This window comes from Terriglobia bacterium (assembly GCA_020072785.1).
Classification (GTDB): Bacteria; Acidobacteriota; Terriglobia; order Acidiferrales; family UBA7541; genus Acidiferrum.
The window spans coordinates 62,316-85,181 of sequence record JAIQGG010000002.1 but is presented as its reverse complement, the minus strand read 5'-3'; the positions used below and the strand labels follow the sequence as shown (position 1 = coordinate 85,181).

Annotated in this window: 23 protein-coding genes; 7 read left to right on the top strand and 16 right to left on the bottom strand. The window is 65.4% G+C overall.

Features of this window, described 5'->3' with window-relative positions; translation table 11 throughout:
- Nucleotides 1-239: 239 nt before the first annotated feature.
- The 3 genes from LAN61_03675 (at nt 240) to LAN61_03665 (ending at nt 4,836) form a co-directional block, all read left to right on the top strand.
- Entirely contained in the window at nt 240-785 is a 546-nt protein-coding gene (locus LAN61_03675) for a PilZ domain-containing protein (GenBank protein MBZ5539604.1), read from the top strand.
- A 198-nt stretch (nt 786-983) separates the two neighbouring features.
- A complete protein-coding gene (locus LAN61_03670; protein MBZ5539603.1) occupies nt 984-4,064 on the top strand; it encodes a TonB-dependent receptor in 3,081 nt (1,026 codons plus the stop codon).
- 115 nt (nt 4,065-4,179) lie between these two features.
- Nucleotides 4,180-4,836, top strand: a complete 657-nt coding sequence (locus LAN61_03665; protein ID MBZ5539602.1) for an HAD family hydrolase — start codon at nt 4,180-4,182, stop codon at nt 4,834-4,836.
- Between the two features lie 22 nt (nt 4,837-4,858).
- Here LAN61_03665 and LAN61_03660 read toward each other — a convergent pair whose 3' ends face one another.
- Complete coding sequence (locus LAN61_03660; GenBank protein ID MBZ5539601.1) at nt 4,859-5,749, bottom strand: hypothetical protein; 891 nt, start codon at nt 5,747-5,749, stop codon at nt 4,859-4,861.
- Nucleotides 5,750-5,883: 134 nt separating this feature from the next.
- Between LAN61_03660 and LAN61_03655 the strand changes: the two genes are divergently transcribed.
- Both LAN61_03655 and LAN61_03650 read left to right on the top strand, forming a co-directional pair.
- Nucleotides 5,884-6,177, top strand: coding sequence for an acylphosphatase (locus LAN61_03655; GenBank protein ID MBZ5539600.1), 294 nt, complete (start codon nt 5,884-5,886; stop codon nt 6,175-6,177).
- Between the two features lie 12 nt (nt 6,178-6,189).
- On the top strand, nt 6,190-6,711 hold the full coding sequence (locus LAN61_03650) for an adenine phosphoribosyltransferase (protein MBZ5539599.1): 522 nt from the start codon (nt 6,190-6,192) through the stop codon (nt 6,709-6,711).
- A 104-nt stretch (nt 6,712-6,815) separates the two neighbouring features.
- Here LAN61_03650 and rlmB read toward each other — a convergent pair whose 3' ends face one another.
- From rlmB to LAN61_03575, 15 genes are all read right to left on the bottom strand, one after another.
- The gene (rlmB, locus tag LAN61_03645; protein ID MBZ5539598.1) at nt 6,816-7,562 is read right to left on the bottom strand and encodes a 23S rRNA (guanosine(2251)-2'-O)-methyltransferase RlmB; all 747 of its coding nucleotides are present in this window, start codon (nt 7,560-7,562) and stop codon (nt 6,816-6,818) included.
- A gap of 80 nt (nt 7,563-7,642) precedes the next feature.
- On the bottom strand, nt 7,643-8,194 hold the full coding sequence (locus tag LAN61_03640) for a hypothetical protein (protein MBZ5539597.1): 552 nt from the start codon (nt 8,192-8,194) through the stop codon (nt 7,643-7,645).
- A 45-nt stretch (nt 8,195-8,239) separates the two neighbouring features.
- Entirely contained in the window at nt 8,240-8,719 is a 480-nt protein-coding gene (gene ispF / locus LAN61_03635; GenBank protein ID MBZ5539596.1) for a 2-C-methyl-D-erythritol 2,4-cyclodiphosphate synthase, read from the bottom strand.
- Entirely contained in the window at nt 8,716-9,432 is a 717-nt protein-coding gene (ispD, locus tag LAN61_03630; GenBank protein ID MBZ5539595.1) for a 2-C-methyl-D-erythritol 4-phosphate cytidylyltransferase, read from the bottom strand. The genes ispF and ispD overlap by 4 nt, the downstream gene beginning before the upstream one ends.
- Nucleotides 9,433-9,535: 103 nt before the next feature.
- The gene (locus LAN61_03625) at nt 9,536-10,579 is read right to left on the bottom strand and encodes a PIN domain-containing protein (GenBank protein MBZ5539594.1); all 1,044 of its coding nucleotides are present in this window, start codon (nt 10,577-10,579) and stop codon (nt 9,536-9,538) included.
- 466 nt (nt 10,580-11,045) lie between these two features.
- The gene (gene alr / locus LAN61_03620) at nt 11,046-12,263 is read right to left on the bottom strand and encodes an alanine racemase (protein ID MBZ5539593.1); all 1,218 of its coding nucleotides are present in this window, start codon (nt 12,261-12,263) and stop codon (nt 11,046-11,048) included.
- A 262-nt stretch (nt 12,264-12,525) separates the two neighbouring features.
- Complete coding sequence (dnaB, locus tag LAN61_03615; GenBank protein MBZ5539592.1) at nt 12,526-13,893, bottom strand: replicative DNA helicase; 1,368 nt, start codon at nt 13,891-13,893, stop codon at nt 12,526-12,528.
- Between the two features lie 304 nt (nt 13,894-14,197).
- The gene (rplI, locus tag LAN61_03610; protein MBZ5539591.1) at nt 14,198-14,644 is read right to left on the bottom strand and encodes a 50S ribosomal protein L9; all 447 of its coding nucleotides are present in this window, start codon (nt 14,642-14,644) and stop codon (nt 14,198-14,200) included.
- Between the two features lie 62 nt (nt 14,645-14,706).
- The gene (gene rpsR, locus LAN61_03605) at nt 14,707-15,207 is read right to left on the bottom strand and encodes a 30S ribosomal protein S18 (GenBank protein ID MBZ5539590.1); all 501 of its coding nucleotides are present in this window, start codon (nt 15,205-15,207) and stop codon (nt 14,707-14,709) included.
- Nucleotides 15,208-15,318: 111 nt separating this feature from the next.
- Entirely contained in the window at nt 15,319-15,714 is a 396-nt protein-coding gene (gene rpsF, locus LAN61_03600) for a 30S ribosomal protein S6 (GenBank protein MBZ5539589.1), read from the bottom strand.
- A gap of 111 nt (nt 15,715-15,825) precedes the next feature.
- Entirely contained in the window at nt 15,826-16,419 is a 594-nt protein-coding gene (gene pth / locus LAN61_03595) for an aminoacyl-tRNA hydrolase (protein ID MBZ5539588.1), read from the bottom strand.
- A gap of 21 nt (nt 16,420-16,440) precedes the next feature.
- A complete protein-coding gene (locus tag LAN61_03590) occupies nt 16,441-17,139 on the bottom strand; it encodes a 50S ribosomal protein L25 (GenBank protein MBZ5539587.1) in 699 nt (232 codons plus the stop codon).
- 149 nt (nt 17,140-17,288) lie between these two features.
- Nucleotides 17,289-18,305 carry a ribose-phosphate pyrophosphokinase gene (locus LAN61_03585; protein MBZ5539586.1) on the bottom strand — a complete coding sequence of 339 codons (1,017 nt, stop codon included), beginning with the start codon at nt 18,303-18,305 and terminating at the stop codon, nt 17,289-17,291.
- Nucleotides 18,306-18,396: 91 nt separating this feature from the next.
- Nucleotides 18,397-19,293, bottom strand: coding sequence for a 4-(cytidine 5'-diphospho)-2-C-methyl-D-erythritol kinase (ispE, locus tag LAN61_03580; GenBank protein ID MBZ5539585.1), 897 nt, complete (start codon nt 19,291-19,293; stop codon nt 18,397-18,399).
- A 5-nt stretch (nt 19,294-19,298) separates the two neighbouring features.
- Nucleotides 19,299-21,425, bottom strand: a complete 2,127-nt coding sequence (locus LAN61_03575; protein MBZ5539584.1) for a tetratricopeptide repeat protein — start codon at nt 21,423-21,425, stop codon at nt 19,299-19,301.
- 152 nt (nt 21,426-21,577) lie between these two features.
- Here LAN61_03575 and LAN61_03570 point away from each other — a divergent pair, with 152 nt between their 5' ends.
- Both LAN61_03570 and LAN61_03565 read left to right on the top strand, forming a co-directional pair.
- Nucleotides 21,578-21,919, top strand: coding sequence for a metalloregulator ArsR/SmtB family transcription factor (locus tag LAN61_03570; protein MBZ5539583.1), 342 nt, complete (start codon nt 21,578-21,580; stop codon nt 21,917-21,919).
- 79 nt (nt 21,920-21,998) lie between these two features.
- Nucleotides 21,999-22,850 (top strand): arsenite methyltransferase, encoded by an 852-nt coding sequence (locus LAN61_03565; protein MBZ5539582.1) that lies wholly within the window; start codon nt 21,999-22,001, stop codon nt 22,848-22,850.
- Nucleotides 22,851-22,866 lie beyond the last annotated feature (16 nt).

Genomic DNA, 22,866 nt, shown 5'->3' with positions numbered 1-22,866 from the left:
GCGGAGCCCGGAAAGAGTTCTACATAGGCAGGCTGGTACTGGAACCAAGCAGTTGATTTTAAGACACTTCGCACATTTTTACCAGATTGACGCTTTTCCCTGGGAATGCCATGTTAGCGCTCCGCTCCATAGCTGCGGTCATGGGGGAAGTACAAGTGACCGCGCGGCGGCCACACTGGGGATCCAAACATCGACCGCTTCGCGGTCGTGCATGAGCCTGAGGGCGTGCGGGTGCAAGAATGAGCGCAACGAATCGCGCAGTGCAATTTCCTGTTGTCCCGGCGGCAGATTCCGCCGCGGAAGCTAATTTCTCGAGTGCCGCACCGCAAACGGCGAACGGGCGGGTCCCGCAACTGCGGGTGATGCCGATTCACACCGGTCCGCAGCCGCACCGCTTCGCCCGTGTGCCCACCCACGCCGTGAGTGTACATCGCGACCGCGAGCAGCGCGAACACCCGCGCGCCTCGCTCAAGCTCCCGCTGCGCCTGCGCAGCGTCGACGGCATCGCGGAACCCTTTCCCGTCACCCTGGTGACGCGCGACATTAGTTCCACTGGCGTTTTTTTCCTTTGTCCGCGGAGCCTTGCTCTGGGAACCACCGTCGAACTGGAGATCGTCCTGGTCAGCAAGCCCATGGGCCGCGGCAACGTAGTCATGGTGTCGCTGGCCCGCGTCTGCCGCGCTGAACCCGCGGCCATGCCCGGCTGGTTCGGGGTCGCCGCCTCGTTCGCCCAGCTCGAATTTGACCGCGACGATGGGTTGCCCTCCCGCTTCCTGAACCGCTGACCGCACCCGGAAAACCGCACGGCGCCCGCCCGGCAGAACCTCCTGGCCCGTTAGGATTTCCGCAGACTTTCCACAGGCTGTACCTTGCACTTACCTCCGGAATTACCCTACACTCGCGCAGTTTTGTCCGCGGAGGCCATCCCTTCCACTCGGGCTCCCGAGCTTTCCAGCGGACCAGGGGTAGTTCGGAGGAAAAAAATGAAGAGACTGCTGTGTGCCTTGTTTGGGCTTGCGCTCCTGCTCGTCTGCGCCACGCGGAGCCGGGGTCAGGCGCAGATCACTATGGGAACCGTGCAGGGAGACGTCAGCGACGAGAAGGGCGGCAGCGTGCCCGACGCGGTCATCGAGATCAAGAATCTCGACACCAATTTCACGCGCACGGAAAAGACCGGCGCCGACGGCCACTTTGCGTTTCTGAATTTAGCGCCCGGCCGCTACACGCTGACGGTGACCAAGCCGGGCTTCGCCGTCGTCGAACAGCAGAACATCAACCTGACCGTGGGCCAGGCCATCAGCCTGTCGTTTGCGCTGAAGGTTTCCGCCGTCTCGGAAAGGATCGTCGTGGCCGATGTGCCAGTGGTGGAGACCACCAAGACGGAGTCCTCCTCGACGCTGAGCGAACTCGCCGTGGCCAAAACCCCCGTGCTCGGACGCAAGTTTGAAGACCTGCTGACCCTCACACCGGGCGTGAGCATCGTACAGGGCCCCGACGGAGACGAAATCAACTTCAACGGACAGCGCGGCGTCTTCAATAACATCAGCCTGGACGGCGGCGACTACAACAACGGCTTCTTCGGCGAACAGCTCGGCGGACAGCGCGCGGCCATTGACATCACCCTGGACGCGGTCAAGGAGTTCCAAGTGGTGGCTGCGGGCGCCAGCGCCGAATTCGGCCGCACCGCCGGCGGCGTGGTCAACGTCATCACCAAGTCCGGCACCAACGACGTACACGGCAGCGCTTTCTACTTCCAGCGCCTGGAAGCGCTGGCGGCAAATACTTCCGACGGCAAGCCGCTGCAGGATTTCCATCGCGAGCAGCTCGGCGGCACGCTCGGCGGCCCGCTCAAGAAAGACAAGCTGTTCCTCTTCGGCGCTTTCGAGCAGATCCTGGAAAATCTCACCCGCGACAACTTGAGCGCCCCCCTCGGCACTCCCTGCGCCGTGACCAACCCCGTGTTCAACAGCAACATCACCGACACGCAGATTGGCGCCAGCCCGGATTGCCAGCGCCAGGTGCTGCTCGACTTCTTCCAGAGCACCCTCAGTCAAAACGAGGGTTTGCCGGTGAAGCACCCCATCCGCAACTCCGCTGCGCTCGGCCGCTTTGACTGGAACGTCACGCCGCGCAACCAGTTCTCCGCGTCCTACAACTTCGACTATTCCAAGAACACCAATCAGACCTTTGACGTGCCCACCTACGGCAATTCCGCCAACGGCATCGAGGGCCCCTCGAAGATCCACGCCTTGAACCTCAACTTCTTCACCACGGTCTCCTCGACGAAACTCAACGAAGCCCATTTCACCTACCAGCGCGAGCTGCGCCCGCGCGCGGCCGTCCCCTCCAATATCCCGGCGGATACGGCCATGGGCTTCGGCCCGACGTTCCGTTTCGGCCAGCCGTTCTTCCTGCAGCCCACTGTGGACGAGCTGATCTGGCGCACCCAGATTCGCGACAACTTCTCCATCGTCTCCGGCAAGCACACCTTCAAAATGGGCGGCGAGTGGCTGCACACCCTCAACAACCAGACCTTCCGCGGGTTCTTCACCGGCCGTTACCTCTTCGACGATGTGGCCGGCTTCCTGCACTATGCTTCCCCGGCCGCGCTGGGCACGGGCTTCGGACCGACCGCGGCGGAATGCGCGGACGGGACCTTCACCGACATCTCCTTGGTCGTCGACGGCTTGTGTCCGAATGACTCCGCTTTCACCGGGGGGCCGTTGATCTTCTACCTCCAGGACGGCGTGCCCACCGGCTTGAGCACCATCCCGCCCGGCGCATCGAACATCACCAATCAGGATTACGCCCTCTTCGCCCAGGACAAATGGCAGATCCTGCCGAACCTGACGCTGAATTACGGCCTGCGCTGGGAAGCGCAGATCTTCCCGGGCCCTGTCGTTCCTCCGTCCCAGACGGCCTATGCCATCTACTTGAACAACCCGGCATTCCCTTCCGACGGCACCGAACACAGCCAGAAGAAGGAGTTCCAGCCGCGCCTGGGCCTCGCATGGGATGTCGCCAACAACCACAAGTCGGTTCTGCGCGCGAGCTGGGGCATCTACAATGGCCGCCAGAACATGCTCAGCCAGGTCGGTTCGATCACCACCAACGGCGTGCAGCAGCGCACCATCTACACGCAAACCTCCTTTGGCGGCGGCCCGGTCTGGCCCGATGCATTCCCCGTGGTTGCCGGAAATCCATCCTGCACGCTGGATCCCACGCAGCCCAATCCTTTCCCCTGCTTCACGGGCGTGCGCGTCTTCAGCAAGGACTATCAGAACCCGCGCATCTACACGACGAACGTGGCGTTTGAACAGGAGCTCGCCCCCAGCCTGACGGCCTATGTGGACTTCACCCTGTCGAAAGGCGTCCACATGACCCGCTTCTACAATGCCAACAACGGCTCCGGACCCACGGCGATGCCGGCGAACGGCGACACCGTGACCTATCTCGGCCCCAGCCTCTTCGGACCGAACCTCGGCGACGTCTTCGTCACCGCCAGCCCCGGCAAGTCGCTCTACCGCGGCGTTACCTTCGGCGTCCGCAAGCGCTTCAGCCAGAAATGGCAGATGGAGGCCAACTACACCTTCTCGAAAGATATGGACGACGACTCCAACGAGCGCGACCCCTTCACCGATCGCACCTTCAACCGCTTTGATCTCTCGAAGGATTACTCCTATTCGGACCGCGATCAGCGCCACCGCTTCAACTTCTACACCTATGGCGAGCTGCCCTGGGGCTTTACGGGCAACATCCGCATGCAGGCGCATTCGGCGCAGCCCATCACCCCGGAGACGCGCATCCAGAACGGCGTGGATCTGGGCCGCAACAGCCTGCGCAAGGACAATGCCTTCTTCTCCTTCGACTGGCGGCTCGAACGTCCCTTCCACATCGGCGAGCGCATGCAGATCATTCCGGTCCTCGAGATGTTCAACACTTTCAACAACAAGAACAACGTGAACCCGCTGACCACGCCGGCCCTGTTTGACTTCAACGGGTTCCTGCGTCTGGGCGTGGGCGATCCGCGCCAGGCGCAGCTTGCCGTGCGTTTCACGTTCTAATCCTTCCCCGCAGGGGAAGCTTTCCGAAAGAGGGGCGCTCCGGCGCCCCTCTTCGCATTTTCGCTGGCCTCCGCGCACGCTGGCCGCACCGAAATCTCTGTTATTCTAAATTGCGATGAGGAAGAGCGGAAAAGGCGAGATCCACGGCGTGCTCTTCGACTGGGACGGCACGCTGCTCAATTCCTACCACGCCGATTCCCAGGCCTATCTGGCCATGTTCCGGGAGATGGGCATCGCCTGGGGCCTCGACGAACTGGCCCGCCACTATTCCCCCGACTGGTATCAGGTCTACCGCGCCGCCGGGCTGCCCCGCCGCCGCTGGGACGCCGCCGACCGCGCCTGGCGCAAATCCTACGCGGACCACAAGCCGCGGCTCATGCCCGGCGCGCGCCGCGTTCTGGCCACCCTGCTGCGCCGCCACCCGCTCGGCCTGGTCACCAGCGGCGACCGCCACCGCGTGCTCCAGCAGCTCCGCGAATTCCGCCTGGCGCCGCTGTTTGCCGCGCGCGTCTGCGGCGGCGATACCCGCCAGCGCAAGCCGCATCCCGCCCCGCTGCTGCTGGCCTTGCGGAAAATGCGCCTGGAGCCGAGTACCTGCGTTTATGTAGGGGATTCGCCGGAGGATTTGCAGATGGCCCAGCGCGCCGGCGTGCGCGCCATCGGCGTGCTCGGGCCGTTTCCCACGGAAAGGCGCCTGCGCGCCGCCCGCCCGGATCTGCTTCTCGGCTCCCTCGCCGAGCTGCCCCGGGCGCTGCACGAACTCCTCCGTTGACGCCGCGGAGGACAATAGCCATTTACGGTTTTTTCATGGGAGGCGGCGGAGCCGCAGCCGCGGGCGGCGCCCCTGGAAGCGGCTTGTAGTCCGTCCACTTCACGATCAGCCGGATGGGCACGTCGCCGGAGGAGAAGTGCAGGGTATCATCCGAGCGGGAGTAGCTCGGAAACCAGTATTTTCCTTCCACGTTTTCGCGGTAGGTTTCGAACAGTGTGAACGGCAGCGTCGGCGAATGCACGTCGCCGAGATCGGTGACCCACTTGCCGTAAGTCTTCACCACCTCGAGATACTTGTCGTCCACCCATACCACGCCGTCAAAATAGGCGTGCGCGCGCTCCACGCTCTTCGGCTTGGCCTGGAAGACGTAGCAGCTGATCTCGTCCACCTGCTCCTTGCCGATGTACTTCACGTCGTACTTCGCCAGTTGCGCGGTGGTCAGCGGATACGCCGGGATGTACGCCAGCGCCTCGATGTCTTCCGGCGCCAGGCGCAGGCTGCGCAGCGTGGATTCCGGCTGGCCCACGACCCGGTCGTAGAGCTTTCCGTCCGAGGTGACCGCGGGTTCCGTGGTAATCTCCAGCTGCCCGGAGGGCTTGCCGTCCTCGCCGAACTCCTGCACGCGGATGGTTTTGCGATTCCAGAAATGCGTGCGGGCCTCGAGAAACTGCTCTTCCTTCTGCGCCAGCCGCTTGATGATCTCTTCCGCTGGCAGCGCAGGCGGCGCCTCGGCCGCTGGCGTCGTGCCCATGCGGCGCACACTGCGCTCCTCCGGCGGAGGCGGAAGCGGTCCGGGGCGCGCGTCCTGCGCCCGGGCGGAAGCCGCCAGCCCGAGAAATCCCGCCAGCGCGCAACAGAGCAGCACCCCGGGGGTGCGGCGGAAGAATGAGGGTTGTCCGTGTCGGTTGGTCATAACCCCGTTAGATGCAGACACAGGGCGCGGCGTTCCGCTCGAGTCTATCCCCAGCAGCGCGCATCGGCGAAGCCGGCATGCGCCCCGACAAACTCTCCTTGGCCGCCCGCCCTCTCTGCTAAAATTTACAGGAAATGTCCGAAGCCAGGCAGGCCCGCAGATTTTTTGTTTCCGGAATGGTCCAGGGCGTCGGTTTCCGCTACTATGCGCAGCATGCCGCGCAGCGGCTGGTCCTCGCCGGCTACGTCCGCAATCGCCTGGACGGCCGCGTGGAAGCCTATGCCGTGGGCACCAGCGAGCAGCTGGCCGCCTTCCAGGCGGCCCTGAAGAAGGGCCCGCACGGCGCCGTCGTCCGGAATGTCCTGGAAGAAGCGGCGCCAGTCGAGGCCCGGTACGCCAAAGAGTTTTCCATCATCCCTGACGTCTGAGGAGACGATTCGATGAACGATCTGAAGAAGCTGATCCGCGAAATCCCTGACTATCCCAAGCCGGGCATCCTCTTTTACGACGTGACCACGCTCCTCAAGGACAAGAAGGGTTTTCACGCGCTCATCGACCGCCTCTGTGAGCATTACTCCAGCCACCACATCGATCTCGTCGCCGGCATCGAGGCCCGCGGCTTCATCTTCGCTCCCGCGCTGGCCTACCGCCTCGGCGCGGGCTTCGTCCCCGTGCGCAAGCCCAAAAAGCTGCCGGCCAAGACCGCCAGCGTTTCCTACGCCCTCGAATACGGCACGGACACTCTGGAGATCCACGAAGACGCCGTGCAGAAGGGCCAGAAGGTTCTGGTCTGCGACGATCTCCTGGCCACCGGCGGCACCGCCGCCGCCACCGTCAAGCTCGTCCGCCAGCTCGGCGGCGTGGTGGACGGCGCAGCCTTCGCCGTCGAACTCACCTTCCTCAACGGCCGCGCCAAGCTCGCCGGCCTGGATATCTTCTCCATGATTAAGTACGACAAGTAGAAAGGGACTCGATGGATAGTCGAGAATTGATAGTCAAAAGTTGAAAGCAAAAAGCTCAAACGCCAGTAGGCGCTTGAGTTTTTTTGCTGAAATCCTTGGTATGGCTATGGCTTTGCGTGGCTCCGCCGCTGGCGGACGGCTTCGAAGAGCACCACCCCGGCGGCCACGGAAACGTTGAGCGAGCGGATCGGCCCGGTCGTCGGCAGCGACACCACGAAATCGCAGCGCTTGCGCGTCAGTTCGTGCAAGCCCTTTCCCTCTCCGCCCAGAACGATGCCCACCGGTGAACTGTAATCCGCTTCCGTGTAGCTCTTTTCCGCGCTTTCGTCCAGCCCGATCAGCCAGTAGCCTGCCTTTTTCATCTCTTCCATGGTGCGCGCCAGGTTGGTCACCCGCGCCACCGGCAGATGCGCCAGCGCCCCCGCCGAAGCCCGCGCCACCGTGTCCGTCAGACCCGCCGCGCGCCGCTCCGGCACCACCACCCCATGCGCCCCGGCCGCCAGCGCCGTGCGGATAATCGCTCCCAGGTTGTGTGGGTCTTCCACGCCGTCGAGGAGCACAATCAGGCCCTTGCGCTCCGTGTCCGCGGCCGCCCGCTCCATCACGTCCTCGAACGTGCACGCCGCCCGCGCCGCGCCCAGCGCCACCACGCCTTGGTGGTCCTGCGTGGACGCCAGCCGGTCGAGCTGCCCGCGGTCTTCAAAGCGCACCGGCACGTCGCGCTCCCGCGCCAGCTGCACGATCTTTTCGATGCGCGTGTCCTGCCGCCCGCGCGCGATGACGATGCGGTCCAGCGCGCGCCCCGCTTCGAGGGCTTCGCGGACCGCGTTGATTCCGGTGATCTTGTCCATGGACATACCAGTTTACAGTCGATAGTCGCGAGTTGAAAGCAGGACGGAGCCGAGGTCCGGCACCCGTGGGGCGCGCCGCTTCAATCCAGCGCGGAGCAGAATTCCAGCATGCGTTCGTGCGCCGTCTTCACCGGCATGGCAAAGCCCAGCGCGGCGGCAGGATCGAGCAGCAGGATGACCCGGTCGAGCACGCCTGCTCCCGCGCGCCCGGCCAGCGCCAGGCGAATGGGGTGGAACAGCTCGCGCCCGCTCACCTCCAGCCTCTCCTTCATCGCCGTAATGACCTCCTTGAGGCGGTCGGAATCGAGCACCCGCGGGTCCAGCAGATGCGGCGCCAGCTCCCGCAGGACGTCCCGCGCGCCGTAGCGCGCCAGTACCGCGTGCGTTTGCACCTCGCGCAGAATCTCCCGCGCTTCGTAGTGAAAGACCAGCCCCAGCAGCTCGGCAAGCTCCGCGCGATCCGCCGCATGCCCGCCCAGCAGCGCCGCGGCCCGCTCGCACCAGGCCTGCTGCCCGGCCGTGGGTTCTCCCGCAAGCCATCCGCGCTCGCGCAGGATGGCGGCCACATCCGCGGCGGCAAAGGGGTTCGCGGCAGCGGCAGGGTGCGAAGCGGAGTCTTCTTCGGGAGGCATCGCAGGAATTCTAGCGCACTCGCACGGCAACCGGGGTTTACGCGTTCAGCGCGAGGAGAGCGTGGCCACTACATGCGCGGCGATGGCTTCGCCGCGGCCCACGGCGTCCACGCCCTCGTTGGTCTTGGCCTTGAGGCTGATCTTCTCCGCCGGCACGCCCAGCGCGCGCGCCAGCAGCTCGCGCATCTTCGGGAAGTGCGGCCCCAGCTTCGGCTGCTCCAGGATCACCACGGCGTCCACGTGCTCGATGGCCAAATGCCGCTCGTCGAGCAGCTTCTTGGCGTGCTCCAGAAACACCAGGCTCGCCGCGCCCTTCCACTTCGGATCCGTGTCCGGGAAAAGCGTGCCGATGTCCCCGGCGCCTGCCGCGCCCAGCAGCGCGTCGCACAGCGCATGCGCCAGCACGTCCCCGTCGGAATGCCCCACCGGCCCCTTGTCGAAGGGAACTTCCAGCCCCCCGATCATGAGCTTGCGCCCCGCGCCCAGGCGGTGCAGATCGTAGCCGATGCCGCAGCGCGTGCTCATGCCCCGCGCCGCTCGAGCTCCAGATAGAACCGCGCCAGATCCATGTCCGCGGGCCGCGTGATCTTGATGTTGCGCTCCGAGCCCAGCACCACGTGCACGTCGTGTCGCAGCCGCTCGACGAGCCCCGCTTCGTCCGAGGCCGTGATGCCGTCCTGCTCCGCGCTCGCAAAGGCCTCCCGGAAGAGCGCCGCATCGAAGACCTGCGGTGTCTGCGCCAGTACTACGCGCTCGCGCGGAATCGTTCCCGTGATCAGCGCCACGTCCTCGGGCAGGCTGGCGCGCTTCACTTCCTTCACCGTGTCCATCGCCGGAATCCCCAGGATCGCCGCGCGGCAGCGCCGCGCCTCGGCGATCACCCGCTCGATCTGCTCGCGGGTCACGAACGGCCGCACCGCGTCGTGCACCAGCACCAGTTCCACATCCTTCGGCACTTCCCGCAGCGCATTGCCCACCGAGGCCTGCCGCGTGTCCCCGCCCTTCACCACGCGCACCGGTTGCGGAAATTTTTCCCCGCGCACGCGTTCTTCCAGCCAGGCCACTTCATCGGCCCGCGTGGCCACGTAAATCTCCGTAATCAGCGGGCACGAGGAGATGCGGCGCAAGGTGTGCAGAACGATCGGCGCGCCCTCCAGCTCGAGAAACTGCTTGGGCTTGTCCGCGCCCATGCGGGTGCCCAGCCCGGCGGCGGGTAGAATGGCGGCAATGCGGCTCATAAGTCCCCTGAATTACAGGAGTTTACCTCAAGCGCGGGCTGGACGCGAAGCGCTTCTGCGTTTTTGTGTGCTGGGGGCGGCCCCCCGCTCCGGGCAGCAGGGCTCAGTCTACATCCGAATCGGGGAGGGGCTGGACTCCGGCTCCGGCGCCGCCCCCGGCAGGTCCTTCGGAGACGCGGTTCGCGCCCGCGCCAGGACCGGTGGCCGCCGCAGCGCGGACTGCGGAAGCCGCCTGCACCGGGCGCTCCTCGATCCGTCCGAAGATCATCTTGCCCGCGGGAGTCTGGTGCACGGATGTGACGGTCATGTCCACGGTCTTGGTAAGGAAGCGCCGCGCCCCGTCCACCACCACCATCGTGCCGTCGTCGAGGTAGGCCACTCCCTGATTGGCCTCCTTGCCTTCGCGCAGGATGAACACGCGCATGGGTTCGCCCGGCAACACCGCCGGCTTCAGCGCATTGGCCAGCTGGTTCACGTTCAGCACGGGAATCCCGCGCACGCCGGCCACCTTGTTCAGGTTGAAATCGTTGGTGACCAGCTTCGCTCCCATGCGCTTGGCCAGCTCCAGGAGTTTCTGGTCCACCTCCTTCTCCCGGGAAACGTCATCCTCCACCACCCGCACTTCCAGGCCCGGCAATTTCTGCATGCGTTGCAGAACTTCCAGGCCGCGGCGCCCGCGCTGCCGTTTCAAGGGGTCGCTGGAATCCGCCACCATCTGCAGCTCCCGCAGCACAAACTGCGGCACCAGCAGCACGCCGTCGAGAAACTGCGCCTCGCAGATATCGGCGATGCGCCCGTCAATCAGCACGCTGGTATCCAGAATTTTTCCGCCCGCTTCGGCTGCCGCCGCCGGCTTCGCGGCCGCCGCCGCGCTCCCCGATGCCTGCCGCGCAAGTTGTGCGCCCTTCCGCGCGCCGATGGCCGTGCCCAGATAGACGAAAGCGCACAGCGCCGCATACACCACGAAGGTCTTGGTGGGCTCGGGCTCCGCAGTGCGCGAAACAATCAGCGTGAGCAGGAATGCGCCGCAAAGCCCCGCTACCGCTCCCAGCACCGCGCCCGCCAGCCCGTTGACTTCCGCGCGCCGCAGCCGCAATTCCGCCAGCACCAGCGCCAGTGCGCCGGCGAATCCCACTCCCGCCGCCATCCCCGGGCGCAGCCCCAGTGGGGGAACGTGGCTGAGGATCGCCGCGGCGCTCCCCGCGAACAGCAGCCGCCCCAGCCAGAACTGCCAGCCTGTGTGGGAAATGATCTGGCCCGGCCTCATCCTTTGCAATCCGTCATCCATGAATCTTCTTCCCGAATTGCGATTCGGTCGCGGGATTCGCAAGATCTCAAACGCGCTTCATCTCTTGTGACTCTACGGCGGACTCGGACCCCCGGATCGGCACCTGCTCCTGCCGCGAGCAATTTCCAGCACAGAATACCGGAAAATCCCCTCCGATATTCCACAAAGAGTTACATTAACTATGTTTGTATACGCCGCTCGACACCCAACGTCAAGGCACTTCGGAAGCAGTACTTTTTGCGGATTGCGACGCGGATTTGCGATGCAGGCGTGCAAAATGTCTTCCTCGCCCGCCACCGCAAGGTCCTTTTCGGGAATGCCCGTTTCAGGAATGATAGACGCGCGGAACGCGCGCGCTCACCGCGCACAGCAGGTCCGAAGTCACCGTGCCGATGCTTCGCGCGACGAGATTGGCGGGATGCTTGTGCTCTCCATCCGTGCCGTAGATCGTGGCCACGTCCCCGAGCGCGGCCCCGCGCACCTCCGTGACGTCCACCATGGTCACGTCCATCGAGACGATGCCCACGATCGGCGCAAACTGCCCGCGCACCAGCACCCGCCCGCGATTGCCCAGCGAGCGGTGCAAGCCGTCGCCGTAGCCCGCGGAAATCACCGCGATGCGCGACGCCCGCGTGGTCGTAAACACCGCGTCGTAGCCCACGCCTTCTCCCGCGGAAACTTCGCGCAGGCTGATGATCCGCGCGCGCAGGCTCATTACCGTGCGCAGCGGCAGCCTGGCCTCCAACTCGGCGCGCCGCTCCGCCGGATCGTAGCCGGGATGGTAGCCGTAAAGCAGCGCCCCGGGCCGCACCATGTCCGCCCACGTTTCCGGCCGCGCGGTAATGGCCCCGCTGTTGGCCAGATGCACGACCCCCGGCTCTACGCCCAGCCCGCGCAGCCGCGCGACCGCGGCGTGAAATTCTTCTTCCTGCTGCCGCGTCTGTCGCCCCGCCGGCGAATCGTCGAACACGCCCGAGGAAGCGAAGTGCGTGAAGACCCCGTCCAGCCGCAGGTGCGGGCATTGCGCGAGCTTCTGCACAAAGCCTTCCACTTCGCTGGTGGCGATGCCCAGCCGGTTCATGCCGGAATCGATCTTCAGATGAAACGGAAACGCGGCGCGGCGCGCACCCTTCGCTTGCCGCGTGGCGGCGCGCTCTAGCGCCACCAGTTGTTCGCTGCGGATCACCACCGGCGTCAGCTTGTGCTCCACCAGCCGGCTCTCTTCCCCGGGCCAGAAACTCGTGAGCGCCAGAATCTTGCCGCGCACCCCCGCGCGCCGCAGTTCCGCGCCTTCTTCCGCGCAGGTCACCCCGAACCAGCGGGCGCCGCCCTTTTCCAGGGCCCGGGCCACCGCCGCGCCGCCGTGTCCGTAGCCGTTGCCCTTCACGATGGCCAGCACCTCCCGCGGCGCTTGGCGCTTTTCTCCGCGCGGATTCACATACGCGCGGATCGCCTGAAAATTGGAGACCAGCGCCGGCAGCGAAACCTCCGCCCACACCGGCCGCCCGTCTGTTTTCCCCGCGGACTTTCTCTTGGTTGCCATGCGCTCCCCGTAAAACCCGCCCAGCGATTCACCCTGGAAGAAAAATAGTGTACGACATTCGCCGCGCCGCGGACGAATTCCCCCGCGCGCTACCGCGTGTCTGACAACACACCCTTCACGCAGAAAGAGCAGCACGCCGCGGACCAAGCGGCGCCGCAACCCCGCGCACGCTAAACACTGGAGTTAGGAAAGGGGAACGCTTCCAGAAGACCGCAGCCGTGTGGCCGCCAGTCCACACTGTGGGCCATGCGGAACGCCGGCCTCAGCCTTCGTCGGGCGTGAATTGCGCAAAAGCGTCGGGCGCGGCCTCTTCGAAGCGCGTGAGCCGGCTGCGGAAGATAAACCGCACCTTGTCGGTGGGGCCGTTGCGCTGCTTGGCGATGAGCAGTTCGGCTTGGTCGCGCTCTTCCGGCGGCGCATCCAGCTTAAAAAAGTTGGGCCGGTAGATGAACATGACCACGTCGGCGTCCTGTTCGATGGCCCCCGATTCGCGCAGGTCGGCGAGCTGCGGCCGGCGGTCGTCGCGCTCCGGAGCGCGCGTGAGCTGGCTCAGCACCAGCACCGGGATCTGCAGTTCCTTGGCCAGGGCCTTCAGCCCGCGGGTCATGCTGGACACTTCCTCGTTGCGGTTGCCGAAGCGCCCGCGCGCGGTGATCAGCTGCAGGTAGTCCACGATCAGCAGCGAGAGCCCCTTGTCGCGCTTCAGCCGCCGCGCCTTGGCTCCGATCTCCACTACGCTCACCGAACCCGCATCGTCGATCCACAGCGGCGCCGCGGAGATCTCTCCCAGCGCTTCCGTCATGCGCTTCCAGTCCTCTTTGCCCAGATGCCCGGTGCGGAACTTGTGCGCGTCCACCTGCGCCACGCTGGCCAGCAGGCGCTGCAGCAGCGACTCCTTGGACATTTCCAAGCTGAAGATGGCCACCGGATGCGCGCCGCGCACCGCGATGTTTTCCGCCAGGTTCAGCGCCAGCGCCGTTTTCCCCTGCGACGGCCGCGCCGCCAGGACCAGCAGCTCCGAGGGCTGCAGCCCGCTGGTCAGCTTGTCCAGCTCGCTGTAGCCCGTGGGCACCCCGGTGATGCTCTTCCCTTCGCGGAAGATCTTTTCCAGCCGGTCGAAGCTCTGCTGGACGACCTCCTTCATGGGCACGAGGCCCGCGCGCACGCGGTCTTCGGCCAGCGCGAAGATCGAAGACTCGGCGTTGTCCAGTATGGTGTCCGCGCCGTCTTCCCCTTCGAAGGCCCGCTGCTGGATGCCGTGCGTGGCGTGGATCAGGTTGCGCAGCAGCGCCTTCTCCTTCACAATCCGCGCGTAGTGCTCCACATTGGCGACCTTGGGCAGCCCGTCCACCAGCGACGCCAGGTACGCCGAGCCCCCCGACGACTCCAATTCCCCGCGCCGGTGCAATTCCTCCGTCAGCGTCACCAGGTCAATGGCCTGCTGGCTCTCGCCCAGATCCGCCATGCCCTGGAAGACCCGCCGGTGCTGGTCCAGGAAGAAATCTTCGGTGCGCAGGTTTTCCAGCGCGGAGTTCAGGGCGTTGTTGTCGAGCAGGATTGCGCCGAGCACGGAGCGTTCGGCTTCCAGGTTCTGCGGAAGAGGCCGGTCGAGAGCGCTGTCAGCAGCCATAATGTATTCGCTTTTCCTTCGCTATCAATACCACATCCCCCGTCGCCGGGCAAGAGCCAGCTAAAACTGCGGAACGATTCGCCACCACAGCAGGAAGGGTGCTCGGATTGTGCGCACGAACGTCCCGCGCGTCAACCGCGCCACGTGTGGGAAAATTTCCAAACGGTGGAAAACTCGGAAAACCGCCCTGGACAGAAACAAAGCCGCCGCTGCGTGTGATTGTTACCAGCAGCGGCGGGCTGACCGCTTCGCGGTCACTCATACAAATGTTATTTCTGCGAGCTGTCCGGCAAACGCCGCCCGCTTACTCTTCCTTGCCGACGATGACCTTCACCGTCGCGGTGATGTCGCGGAACACCTTGATGGTCACCGGGTACTCGCCAAGCGCCTTGATGGGCTCGGCGATTTGCACGTGCCGCTTGTCCACGCTGAACTTCTGTGTGGCCAGCGCTTCGGCGATGTCCCCCGAGGTGACCGAGCCGAACATCTGATCGTTCTCGCCGGTCTTGCGCGTGAACTGCAGGGTGACCCCGTTCAACAGTTCCGCCTGCTTTTCCCCGGCGGCCTGCTCCGTGGCCGTTTTCTTCGCCAGCGACGTGCGTATGCGCTCCAGGGCGCTCATGTTGCCCTTGGAGGCCGCGATGGCCAGCTTGCGCGGCAGCAGGAAATTGCGGGCGTAGCCTTCCTTGACCTCCACCACGTCGCCGCGGTGGCCCAGCTTCTCGATGTCTTCCTGAAGAATAATCTGCATGAACCCTTCCTCCGCTATTCGCGCCCCACGGGGTCGCCTGTTATGCGCGCACTCGGCGCGTTTTAGCTCGAGCGCTCGCCGCGGTCGCCACCGCGGTCTCCGCCACGGTCCCCGCGGTCCCCGCGATCGCCGCGATCCCCAAAGCGGTGCGGCGCCGAAGAGCCCGCTCCCGGGGTGTGCCCGGCAAACGGCAGCAGCGCGATGTTGCGGGCGCGCTTGATGGCCACGCCCAGCCACCGCTGGTGCCGCGAACACGTCCCGGTCATGCGCCGCGGCAGGATCTTGCCCCGCTCCTGCACGAACGGCGCGAGCACCTCCGCCTTCTTGTAGTCGATGAAGTCGATCTTCTCGGCGCAGAACTTGCACACCTTCTTTTTCCGGAAAAACTGGCGCTTGCCGCGCCGCGGACCACCGGGACCGCCCGGACCGCCTTCCCGGCGCGGGCCGCTTGGGCCGCCTTCCCGGCGCGGTGCATGTCCCCCGCCGCTGGGACCCGCCGGGCCCGTGGGCCCCGCGGAAGCCGCGGGCGCTGCCGGCTGCGCTTGCTTCTGTTCCTCTGCCATACCGTCCTACCTTTCTCGTCTCGCGAATCTCGTCAGGAAATTTTTCCGTCGCCTGGATGACCCCAAAGCGGTCCACCGTTTGCGTGACCGCGAAGCGGTCAACGCGGAAGCTCAGCTGGCTGCGGCGGTCTGTTCGGCCGCGGGAGTGCGGCGCGGTCGCCGTGCGGCGCGCTTCTCGCGGTGCTTCACCAGCTTCTGCTGCCGCTTCAGGTCCTCGTCCAGGCGGATGGTCATGTACTTGATGACCGCGTCCTGCACGCGCAGCCGCCGCTCCAGCTCGGCGATCAGCTCGCCGTGGTTGGTGCGGATCTGCATGTATACGTAGATGCCCTCGCGGTGCTTGGCCACGCGGTACGCCAGCTTCCGCGTGCCCCACAGCTCGTTCTTCTCGATCTTGCCGCCCTTTTCCGCGCAGGCGTGCTCGATCATGGTGATGAGTTTCTTCATCTCTTCTTCCGGCGTTGCTGGCCGGCCGATGAAGATCAGGTCATACAGACGCTCTTCCATATTCCCCTCTGTTTCCTTCTCCGGGCGCGGGGCCCGGGAAACTCGTTCTTCGCTGGTGTGACCGCCCAGCGGTCAACCGCAAGTGTGACCGCTAAGCGGTTAACGTTTGCGTCACGCCTCGGCCTCGTCTTCCGCCGCCGGATTGCGGCGGTTGAAGCGGTTCATGGCCACGGCCACGCCTTCTCGCAGAATCAGCTCCACGGCGTCGGCGGCTTCCTCGATCATCGTCGCCGCTTCTTCCAGCTGCGCCTTCTTCATCGGCCGCAGCACGTACACCGCCAGGTCCCCCACCGGGTGATCCGGCTGCACCCCCAGGCGCACGCGGCTGAATTCGTCCGTGCCCAGGGTCCCGATCACCGACTTCATCCCGTTGTGCCCGCCGGCGCTGCCCCGCTCCCGGATGCGTATCGTGCCCCAGGCCAGCGCCACATCGTCGTAGAGCAGCAGCAGATCCTTCGGCTGTAGCTCGTACTTCCCGAGTAGTTCCCGCACCGCGATGCCGCTCAGATTCATCATCGTCAGCGGTTTCGCCAGCACGATCTCTTCGCCGGCCAGCTTCCCGCGCCCGGCCAGCGCCTTGCCCTCCGGCCGCTCCACGCGGATCCCTCCGCGATTGGCCAGCTCGTCCACCGCCAGAAAGCCGAGGTTATGCGGCGTCCACTGATACTCCGGGCCGGGATTCCCAAGCCCCACAATGAGCCGCATCGCGCACCACTCTCCGCCGCGTTACTTCTTCTTCTCCGGCTTGGCGGCGGCCTCTTCGCCTTCCTCGCCTTCCACTTCCTTCTTGCCCTTCTTGATGACTTCGGGCTCTGCCGGCGCCGCCGCTTCCGCTGCCACGGCCTCTGCGGGCTTCTCTTCCTCGACGCGCAGGGCCACCACGTGCGCGATGATGCGCTCCGGCTCCGTCAGCAGCTTCATCTTCGCCGCATCCAGAGGAATCTCCGAGGCCCGCAACTGCTTGCCCAGCAGCAGCTCGCTCACGTCCATGCGGAACTCCGTCGGAATGTCCGCGGGCAAGCATTCGATTTCCACTTCCCGCGTCACCGTCTCGAAGATGCCGCCCTGCTGCTTCACGCCCGCCGGCTCGCCGAAGGTGTGCACCGGAACGCGCACGCGCATGCGCACGTCCATGGCCACGCGCAGCAGGTCCACGTGCAGCAGGTTCCCGCTTAGCGGGTCCACCAGCCAGTCCTTCAGGATCGCCGGCTGCTGCTGCCCTTCGTAGCTCACCTGAAATAGCGTGTTATGTCCCGACTCGGAGCGGAAAATCGCCAGCAGCTGCTTGGTGTTCACCGCCAGCGGCACCGCTCCCCCCTTGCCGCCATACAGCACGGCGGGGACCTGTCCCGTCAGGCGCAGCCGCTTGGCTTCGTTCTTTCCCCGGCTCGCGCGGGGTGTTCCTTCCACGATAATCTGTGCCATACCGTCCCTGTCCTTCCTTCATCTGTCATCCGGAGGCCCGGCCCATTTCCCCGGGGCGAAGGTTCTCCGCGTCTGCCCCACCGGCCGCTTGTCCGGTTGAAACCTTCGGACCGTGACGTCGTCCCGGCCCTCGCCATGACGGAAAAACCCTAGATAAACAACTCGCTGATCGAGGTCTCTTCGTGGATCGAGCGGATGCCGCGCGCCAGCAGATCCGCGATGCTCAGCACCTTGATCTTCGAAAGCGCGCTGCCCCCCAGCGTGAGCGGCACGGAATCCGTCGCCACCACTTCGCTGATCTGCGACTTCGCAATGCGCTCCACCGCCGGCCCCGAAAGCACCGCGTGCGTGCACGCGGCGTAGACCTGCGTCGCGCCTTCCTTCATCAGCGCCTCGGCGGTCTTCACCAGCGTTCCCGCCGTATCTATGATGTCGTCCACGATCAGCGCGCTGCGCCCGCGCACATCGCCGATCAGGTGCATCACTTCACTGACATCCACGTCCACGCGGCGCTTGTCCACGATCGCCAGCGGCGCATCCACCTTCTTCGCGAAGAACCGCGCCCGTTCCACCCCGCCCGCATCCGGCGAAACCACCGTCAGGTTCGGCAAATTCTTGTTCCGGAAGTATTCCACCAGCACCGGCGATGCATACAGGTGGTCCACCGGCACCGTGAAATATCCCTGAATCTGCGGCGCGTGCAGGTCCAGCGTCAGCGCCCGGCTGGCCCCCGCCGTCTCCAGCAGGTCGGCCACCAGCTTCGCGGAGATCGGCACCCGCGGCTTGTCCTTGCGGTCCTGCCGTGCGTAGCAGTAGTACGGGATCACCGCCGTGATGCGCCACGCCGACGCGCGCTTGAACGCGTCGATCATCAGCAGCAGCTCCATCAGGTGGTAATCCACCGGATTGCTGCACGGCTGCACCACGAAGACATCCGCCCCGCGCACGTTCTCCAGAATCTGGAAATAAATCTCGCCGTCGCTGAACTTCCCCAGGACCTGCCGGCCCAGCGGCATGCCAAAATTCCGGCAGATGTTCTCGGCCAGCGGCCGGTTTGCGGTCCCCGAAAAAATCTTGAATCGCTCGTCGTTCACGGCGCACTCGCTCCAGTATCCGCTTGTGGCGGCTGAATTACGGCTTGGGTTGACCGCTTCGCGGTCACACATACTCTTGACCGCTTCGCGGTCACGCACACTCTTGACCGCTTCGCGGCCACACATACCACTGTCGGGAATGACGCAGAGTGACCGCCGCGGCTCAAACGGGACGTTTCAGCGCCCGCAGATACCTCTCTCGGGAGAGAGTCTCGCAGACAAACGTCTGGTCGTTCGGAAACCCGCAAACGGCTCGGCGCGCCTTGGCTGGGCTCGGGAATACTCCAAACACCGCCGAACCGCTACCCGCCAGCAAGGCTTCTGCGGCTCCTTCGCGAAGCAAGGCCCGCTTGATCTTCCCAAGCCGGGGGATGCGCCGGAAAATGGCCCGCTCGAAATCGTTTACCAGGCCCGTTCCCTGCGCGCTCCAGGAGAGAGCACAGAACCTCCAAAGTTTAGGGGTTGCCGCGGATTTTGTCAACGCGGGAGCGGCCAGCCAGCGGTAGGCGTCCGCCGTGGGCACTCGGATGCCCCGCGGCACCACGATTAGCACTGTCTGCCGCGGCCCGTCTTCCAGCGGATAGATTTCATCCCCGCGGTTCACTCCCAGCGCCCGCCCCCCGAGCAGAAAGAACGGCACGTCCGCCCCCAGGCTCGCCCCCAGCTCCATCAGCCGCGGCAGCGGCAGCGTCCGCCTCGTCAAGCGCAGGTAGCCCGCCAGCGCCGCCGCCGCGTCGCTCGACCCGCCTCCCAGCCCGCCCCCGGCGGGGATCATCTTGTGCAGCTCGATCTCCACTCCGCCACGCAGCCGCAACTCTTCCTGCAGCGCCCGGACGGCCCGGTACACCAGGTTGCCTTCCACCGGCTCGCTCGCTAGCGCTTCGTTGCCGCGGATCCTCAGCGTGATCCCCGGCCGCGGCGCCGCGCGCAGCCGCAGCTCGTCGTGCAGCGAAACGCTCTGAAAAATCGTGCGCAACTCGTGATAGCCGTCGGGACGCTTCCCGAAGATCTCCAGGCGCAGATTGATTTTGGCGAACGCGGGAATGCGAACTTCGCGCATGGTGGCTATTGCGGCTTGGCGCTTTCGCCCGCGGGCTTCTGCGCCGCGATGCGGTGTTTCACCTGTTCCAGTTTCTTTTCCAGCTCCGCGAATTTTTCCGCTTCCAGTTCCGAAGGCAGCGCGCGGCGCCACTCCGCCAGCGCCTTTTCCCATTCCGCCGCGGCCAGCTCCTTGCGCCCGGTGTGGAAATAGACGTCGCCGAGATGGCTGTGAATCGTGGGGTCCACGCTTTCCCGCTGCAGCGCCTTGCGCAGTGTGGTCTCCGCCTCGGCCATCTTGTTTTGCTTGAAATAGATCCAGCCCAGGCTGTCCAGATACGCCCCGTTGTACGGCTCTTCGGCCAGCGCCCGCTCCACCAGCGCGTGCGCCTCGTCCAGCCGCAGCCCCAGGTCCCCCAGCATGTACCCGTAATAGTTCAGCACCGAAGCGTTGCGCGGATTCACCGCCAGCGCCTTCTTGAATTCCGTCTCCGCCCGGTCAAACTGCTTCTGCCGCTCGTAGATCGCCCCCAGCAGAAACCACGCCATCTCGTTCTCGCGCGCCCCGCCCGGCAGCGCTTCCGCCAGCCGGGCCGTCTTCTCCGCTTCCGGGAAGCGCCGCGCCCGCTCGTAGATCTGCGCCATATTCAAATACGTGTCGCGGTCCGCTGCCGTGTGCGTCAGCTGGCTGCGCAGGATCTCCACCGCCCGCTCCACCTGCCCGCTTTCCCCCAGCAGCAGCGCCTGGCTGGCGCGGATCCCTGGATCGTTCGGATACTTCTCCAGCGCCTTCTTCGCTTCCTCCAGCGCCCGCGGCATGTTTTTCGCCGCCCGCCACGTGTCGATCATCAGCAGCCGCGCGCGGCGATCCTCGTTCTCGCCCATTCGCTGCATCTCTTCGAAGCTGTAAATGGCCGCCTGGTAGTTCTGCACCTCGCGGTAGAGCTGCCCCAGCTGCTGGTACAGGATGGCCAGCGTGCGCCGGATCGAAGGCACCGTATCCGCCTGGCCCTTCATCCCCGCCGCGGTATCCGACAATACCCGGATGGCGTCTTCATAACGCCCCTGCGCTTCATACAACAGCGCCTCGTTGTACAGCACCTCGATGTTGCCCGGAGCCTTCTGCCGCGCCTTCACCAGGCTGTTTTCCGCCTCCTCCAACTGGTGCAGCTCGCGGTAGATCTGCCCCAGCCGCAGAAAGACCTCCGCATTTTCCGGCTCCGCCTCCGCCAGCCGCTGGTACACTCCCAGCGCTTCCTTGTACTTTTCCTCCGCCAGCAGCGTTTGCCCCAGGCCGCGCAGATGCCCCAGTTCCGCCGGCTCCAGCTCGGCGGCCTTGCGGAAGGCCCGCTCGGCCTTGCCCAGCTCGCGCATCTGCGTGTACGTGTCGCCCAGCAGGTCCAGCATCGCCGGCGACGGCGACTGTCCTGTCAGCCCTTCCAGCAGCTTGGCCGCCTCTTCCGACCGCCCTTCATCGCTCAACAGTTGCGTCAGCTGCTCCACCGCAGCTTCGTTCTCCGGCTCCCGCTTCAGGATCCCGCGCAGCACCTCTTCGGCCTTCTCGTTGGCGTTTTGCAGCCGGTAGAGCCGCGCCAGCCACAGCGCCGATTCCAGGTCCGCCGGGTCCAGGCGCAGAATTTCCCGATACTGCTCCGCCGCTTGCTGCAGCGCTTCCGGCTGCCCCGAAACCGCGTTCAGGTCCCCCAGGCTCAGCAAGTAAATGCGCGCCAACAGCCGCCGCGCCGCCAGATCGTCCGGATTGCGCCGCAGGATCTCCGTCGCTTCGCGCACCGCGTCGGGCACCCGTTGCGCCTTCCAGTACATCTCCGCCAGGCGTTCCCCGATCACCGGTGTCCCGGGATCGAGCGCGTAGGCCCGCTTGTAATATTCCAGCGCCTGCGTTGCATACTCCGTCTGGCTCGTGGACTCGTACCGCAGTTCCGCGATGTGCCCCATCATGTAATTGTAGTAGGCGTCGGCGCGGCTCGCTCCGCTCACCGCACCCTGCGGCTGGCTCGGCCCGGCACCGGCCGCCGCGAACACTGGCGCCGCTGCGGCCGCGGGCGCCTGCTGCCCGCACAGCGACAGCCCGGCCGCCGAAACCCCCAGCGCCGCCATCATCAGCTTGCCGGTAAAGCCACGAAGTAGGTTCATCTCTTGCGCCTCAAACTAGGAATTATCCCATGCAGGCCGGACACGGTCAAAAACCAACTGAAAAACAGTTCCCCGAGCGGCAAGAGGGCCACCGGAGACTTGCGAAAAAAAGCCTTGCGTTATTTCCCTATTTCTGCAACTATCGAAATGCAATGAAGCCCGATCCCCTTCTCGTTTCCCGCACTGCTCAGCGCTTTGCCGCTCTCGGCGCCGCCCCGCGTTTGCAGATCGTCCGCGCTCTGCTGGCCGCGCACCCCGGGGGCCTCTGTGCCGGAGACATTCAGGAAGAGCTGGGCATCCCCGCTTCGACCCTCTCCCATCACCTGGAAAAACTGAAGCAGGTGGGACTGATCACGGTGCAGCGCGACCGCCAGTTCTTGTGGTATGCCGCGGAAACCGGCGCCCTGCGCGAATTGCTCGGGTTTCTCTACGACGAGTGCTGCACGCGCAGCCGCGCCGTAGCCCCGGAGGCCATCGTGCACCTGAAGGCCTGACTGTAGCCGCCCTCTTCAGAGGGCGGGAATTTTCTTGCAAGTTGACCGCTTCGCGGTCACGCATACAAAGGAGAACAACATGTCCGACACCAACATTCAGGAAGCGGTTAAACAGAAGTACGCGGCGGCGGCCCGCCAGGTCACCAGCGGCGGCAGCGCCTGCTGCGGCGGCGGCGCCGAACTTTCCGCTTGCGATCCCATCACCACCGATCTCTACGACGAAACCCAGAAAGCCGCTCTCCCCACCGAGGCCGTCACCGCTTCCCTCGGCTGCGGCAATCCCACCGCCCTCGCCCAGCTGAAACCCGGGGAGATCGTCCTCGACCTCGGCTCCGGCGGCGGCATTGACGTCCTGCTCTCGGCGCGCCGCGTCGGCCCCGCGGGCAAAGCCTATGGCCTGGACATGACCGACGAGATGCTGGCCCTGGCGCGGGAGAACCAGCGCAAGGCCGGCGTCCAGAACGCCGAATTCCTGAAAGGCACGATCGAAAGCATTCCCCTGCCTGATAATTCCGTGGATGTCATCATCTCCAATTGCGTGATCAATCTTTCCGGCGACAAGGACCGCGTCCTTGCCGAAGCTTTCCGCGTGCTCAAGCCCGGCGGCCGCTTCGCCGTCTCCGACGTCGTCGTGCGCGGCGAAGTTCCCGCGGCCATCCGCAAGAGCATCGAGCTGTGGGCCGGCTGCATCGCCGGCGCCCTCGAAGAGCGCGAGTACCGCGAAAAGCTGGCGCGCGCAGGCTTCACCTCCATCGCCGTCGAACCCACGCGCATCTACCGCGCCGAGGAAGCCCGGGGCTATCTGGCACACAGCGGCTTGGACGCCGACGCCATCGCTCCGCTCATTGACGGCAAATTCATGAGCGCCTTCGTCCGCGCCGCCAAGCCCGTCGCGCAAACCGCGTGTTGTGGCCCAGCCTGCTGCGCATAGGACAGAGAAGAGGAAA

Coding starts and splice junctions, on each gene's coding strand:
- LAN61_03675 (MBZ5539604.1), top strand. CDS start 240: ATGAGCGCAACGAATCGCGCAGTGCAATTTCCTGTTGTCCCGGCGGCA.
- LAN61_03670 (MBZ5539603.1), top strand. CDS start 984: ATGAAGAGACTGCTGTGTGCCTTGTTTGGGCTTGCGCTCCTGCTCGTC.
- LAN61_03665 (MBZ5539602.1), top strand. CDS start 4,180: ATGAGGAAGAGCGGAAAAGGCGAGATCCACGGCGTGCTCTTCGACTGG.
- LAN61_03660 (MBZ5539601.1), bottom strand. CDS start 5,749: ATGACCAACCGACACGGACAACCCTCATTCTTCCGCCGCACCCCCGGG.
- LAN61_03655 (MBZ5539600.1), top strand. CDS start 5,884: ATGTCCGAAGCCAGGCAGGCCCGCAGATTTTTTGTTTCCGGAATGGTC.
- LAN61_03650 (MBZ5539599.1), top strand. CDS start 6,190: ATGAACGATCTGAAGAAGCTGATCCGCGAAATCCCTGACTATCCCAAG.
- rlmB (MBZ5539598.1), bottom strand. CDS start 7,562: ATGGACAAGATCACCGGAATCAACGCGGTCCGCGAAGCCCTCGAAGCG.
- LAN61_03640 (MBZ5539597.1), bottom strand. CDS start 8,194: ATGCCTCCCGAAGAAGACTCCGCTTCGCACCCTGCCGCTGCCGCGAAC.
- ispF (MBZ5539596.1), bottom strand. CDS start 8,719: ATGAGCACGCGCTGCGGCATCGGCTACGATCTGCACCGCCTGGGCGCG.
- ispD (MBZ5539595.1), bottom strand. CDS start 9,432: ATGAGCCGCATTGCCGCCATTCTACCCGCCGCCGGGCTGGGCACCCGC.
- LAN61_03625 (MBZ5539594.1), bottom strand. CDS start 10,579: ATGGCGGCGGGAGTGGGATTCGCCGGCGCACTGGCGCTGGTGCTGGCG.
- alr (MBZ5539593.1), bottom strand. CDS start 12,263: ATGGCAACCAAGAGAAAGTCCGCGGGGAAAACAGACGGGCGGCCGGTG.
- dnaB (MBZ5539592.1), bottom strand. CDS start 13,893: ATGGCTGCTGACAGCGCTCTCGACCGGCCTCTTCCGCAGAACCTGGAA.
- rplI (MBZ5539591.1), bottom strand. CDS start 14,644: ATGCAGATTATTCTTCAGGAAGACATCGAGAAGCTGGGCCACCGCGGC.
- rpsR (MBZ5539590.1), bottom strand. CDS start 15,207: ATGGCAGAGGAACAGAAGCAAGCGCAGCCGGCAGCGCCCGCGGCTTCC.
- rpsF (MBZ5539589.1), bottom strand. CDS start 15,714: ATGGAAGAGCGTCTGTATGACCTGATCTTCATCGGCCGGCCAGCAACG.
- pth (MBZ5539588.1), bottom strand. CDS start 16,419: ATGCGGCTCATTGTGGGGCTTGGGAATCCCGGCCCGGAGTATCAGTGG.
- LAN61_03590 (MBZ5539587.1), bottom strand. CDS start 17,139: ATGGCACAGATTATCGTGGAAGGAACACCCCGCGCGAGCCGGGGAAAG.
- LAN61_03585 (MBZ5539586.1), bottom strand. CDS start 18,305: ATGTGTGACCGCGAAGCGGTCAACCCAAGCCGTAATTCAGCCGCCACA.
- ispE (MBZ5539585.1), bottom strand. CDS start 19,293: ATGCGCGAAGTTCGCATTCCCGCGTTCGCCAAAATCAATCTGCGCCTG.
- LAN61_03575 (MBZ5539584.1), bottom strand. CDS start 21,425: ATGAACCTACTTCGTGGCTTTACCGGCAAGCTGATGATGGCGGCGCTG.
- LAN61_03570 (MBZ5539583.1), top strand. CDS start 21,578: ATGAAGCCCGATCCCCTTCTCGTTTCCCGCACTGCTCAGCGCTTTGCC.
- LAN61_03565 (MBZ5539582.1), top strand. CDS start 21,999: ATGTCCGACACCAACATTCAGGAAGCGGTTAAACAGAAGTACGCGGCG.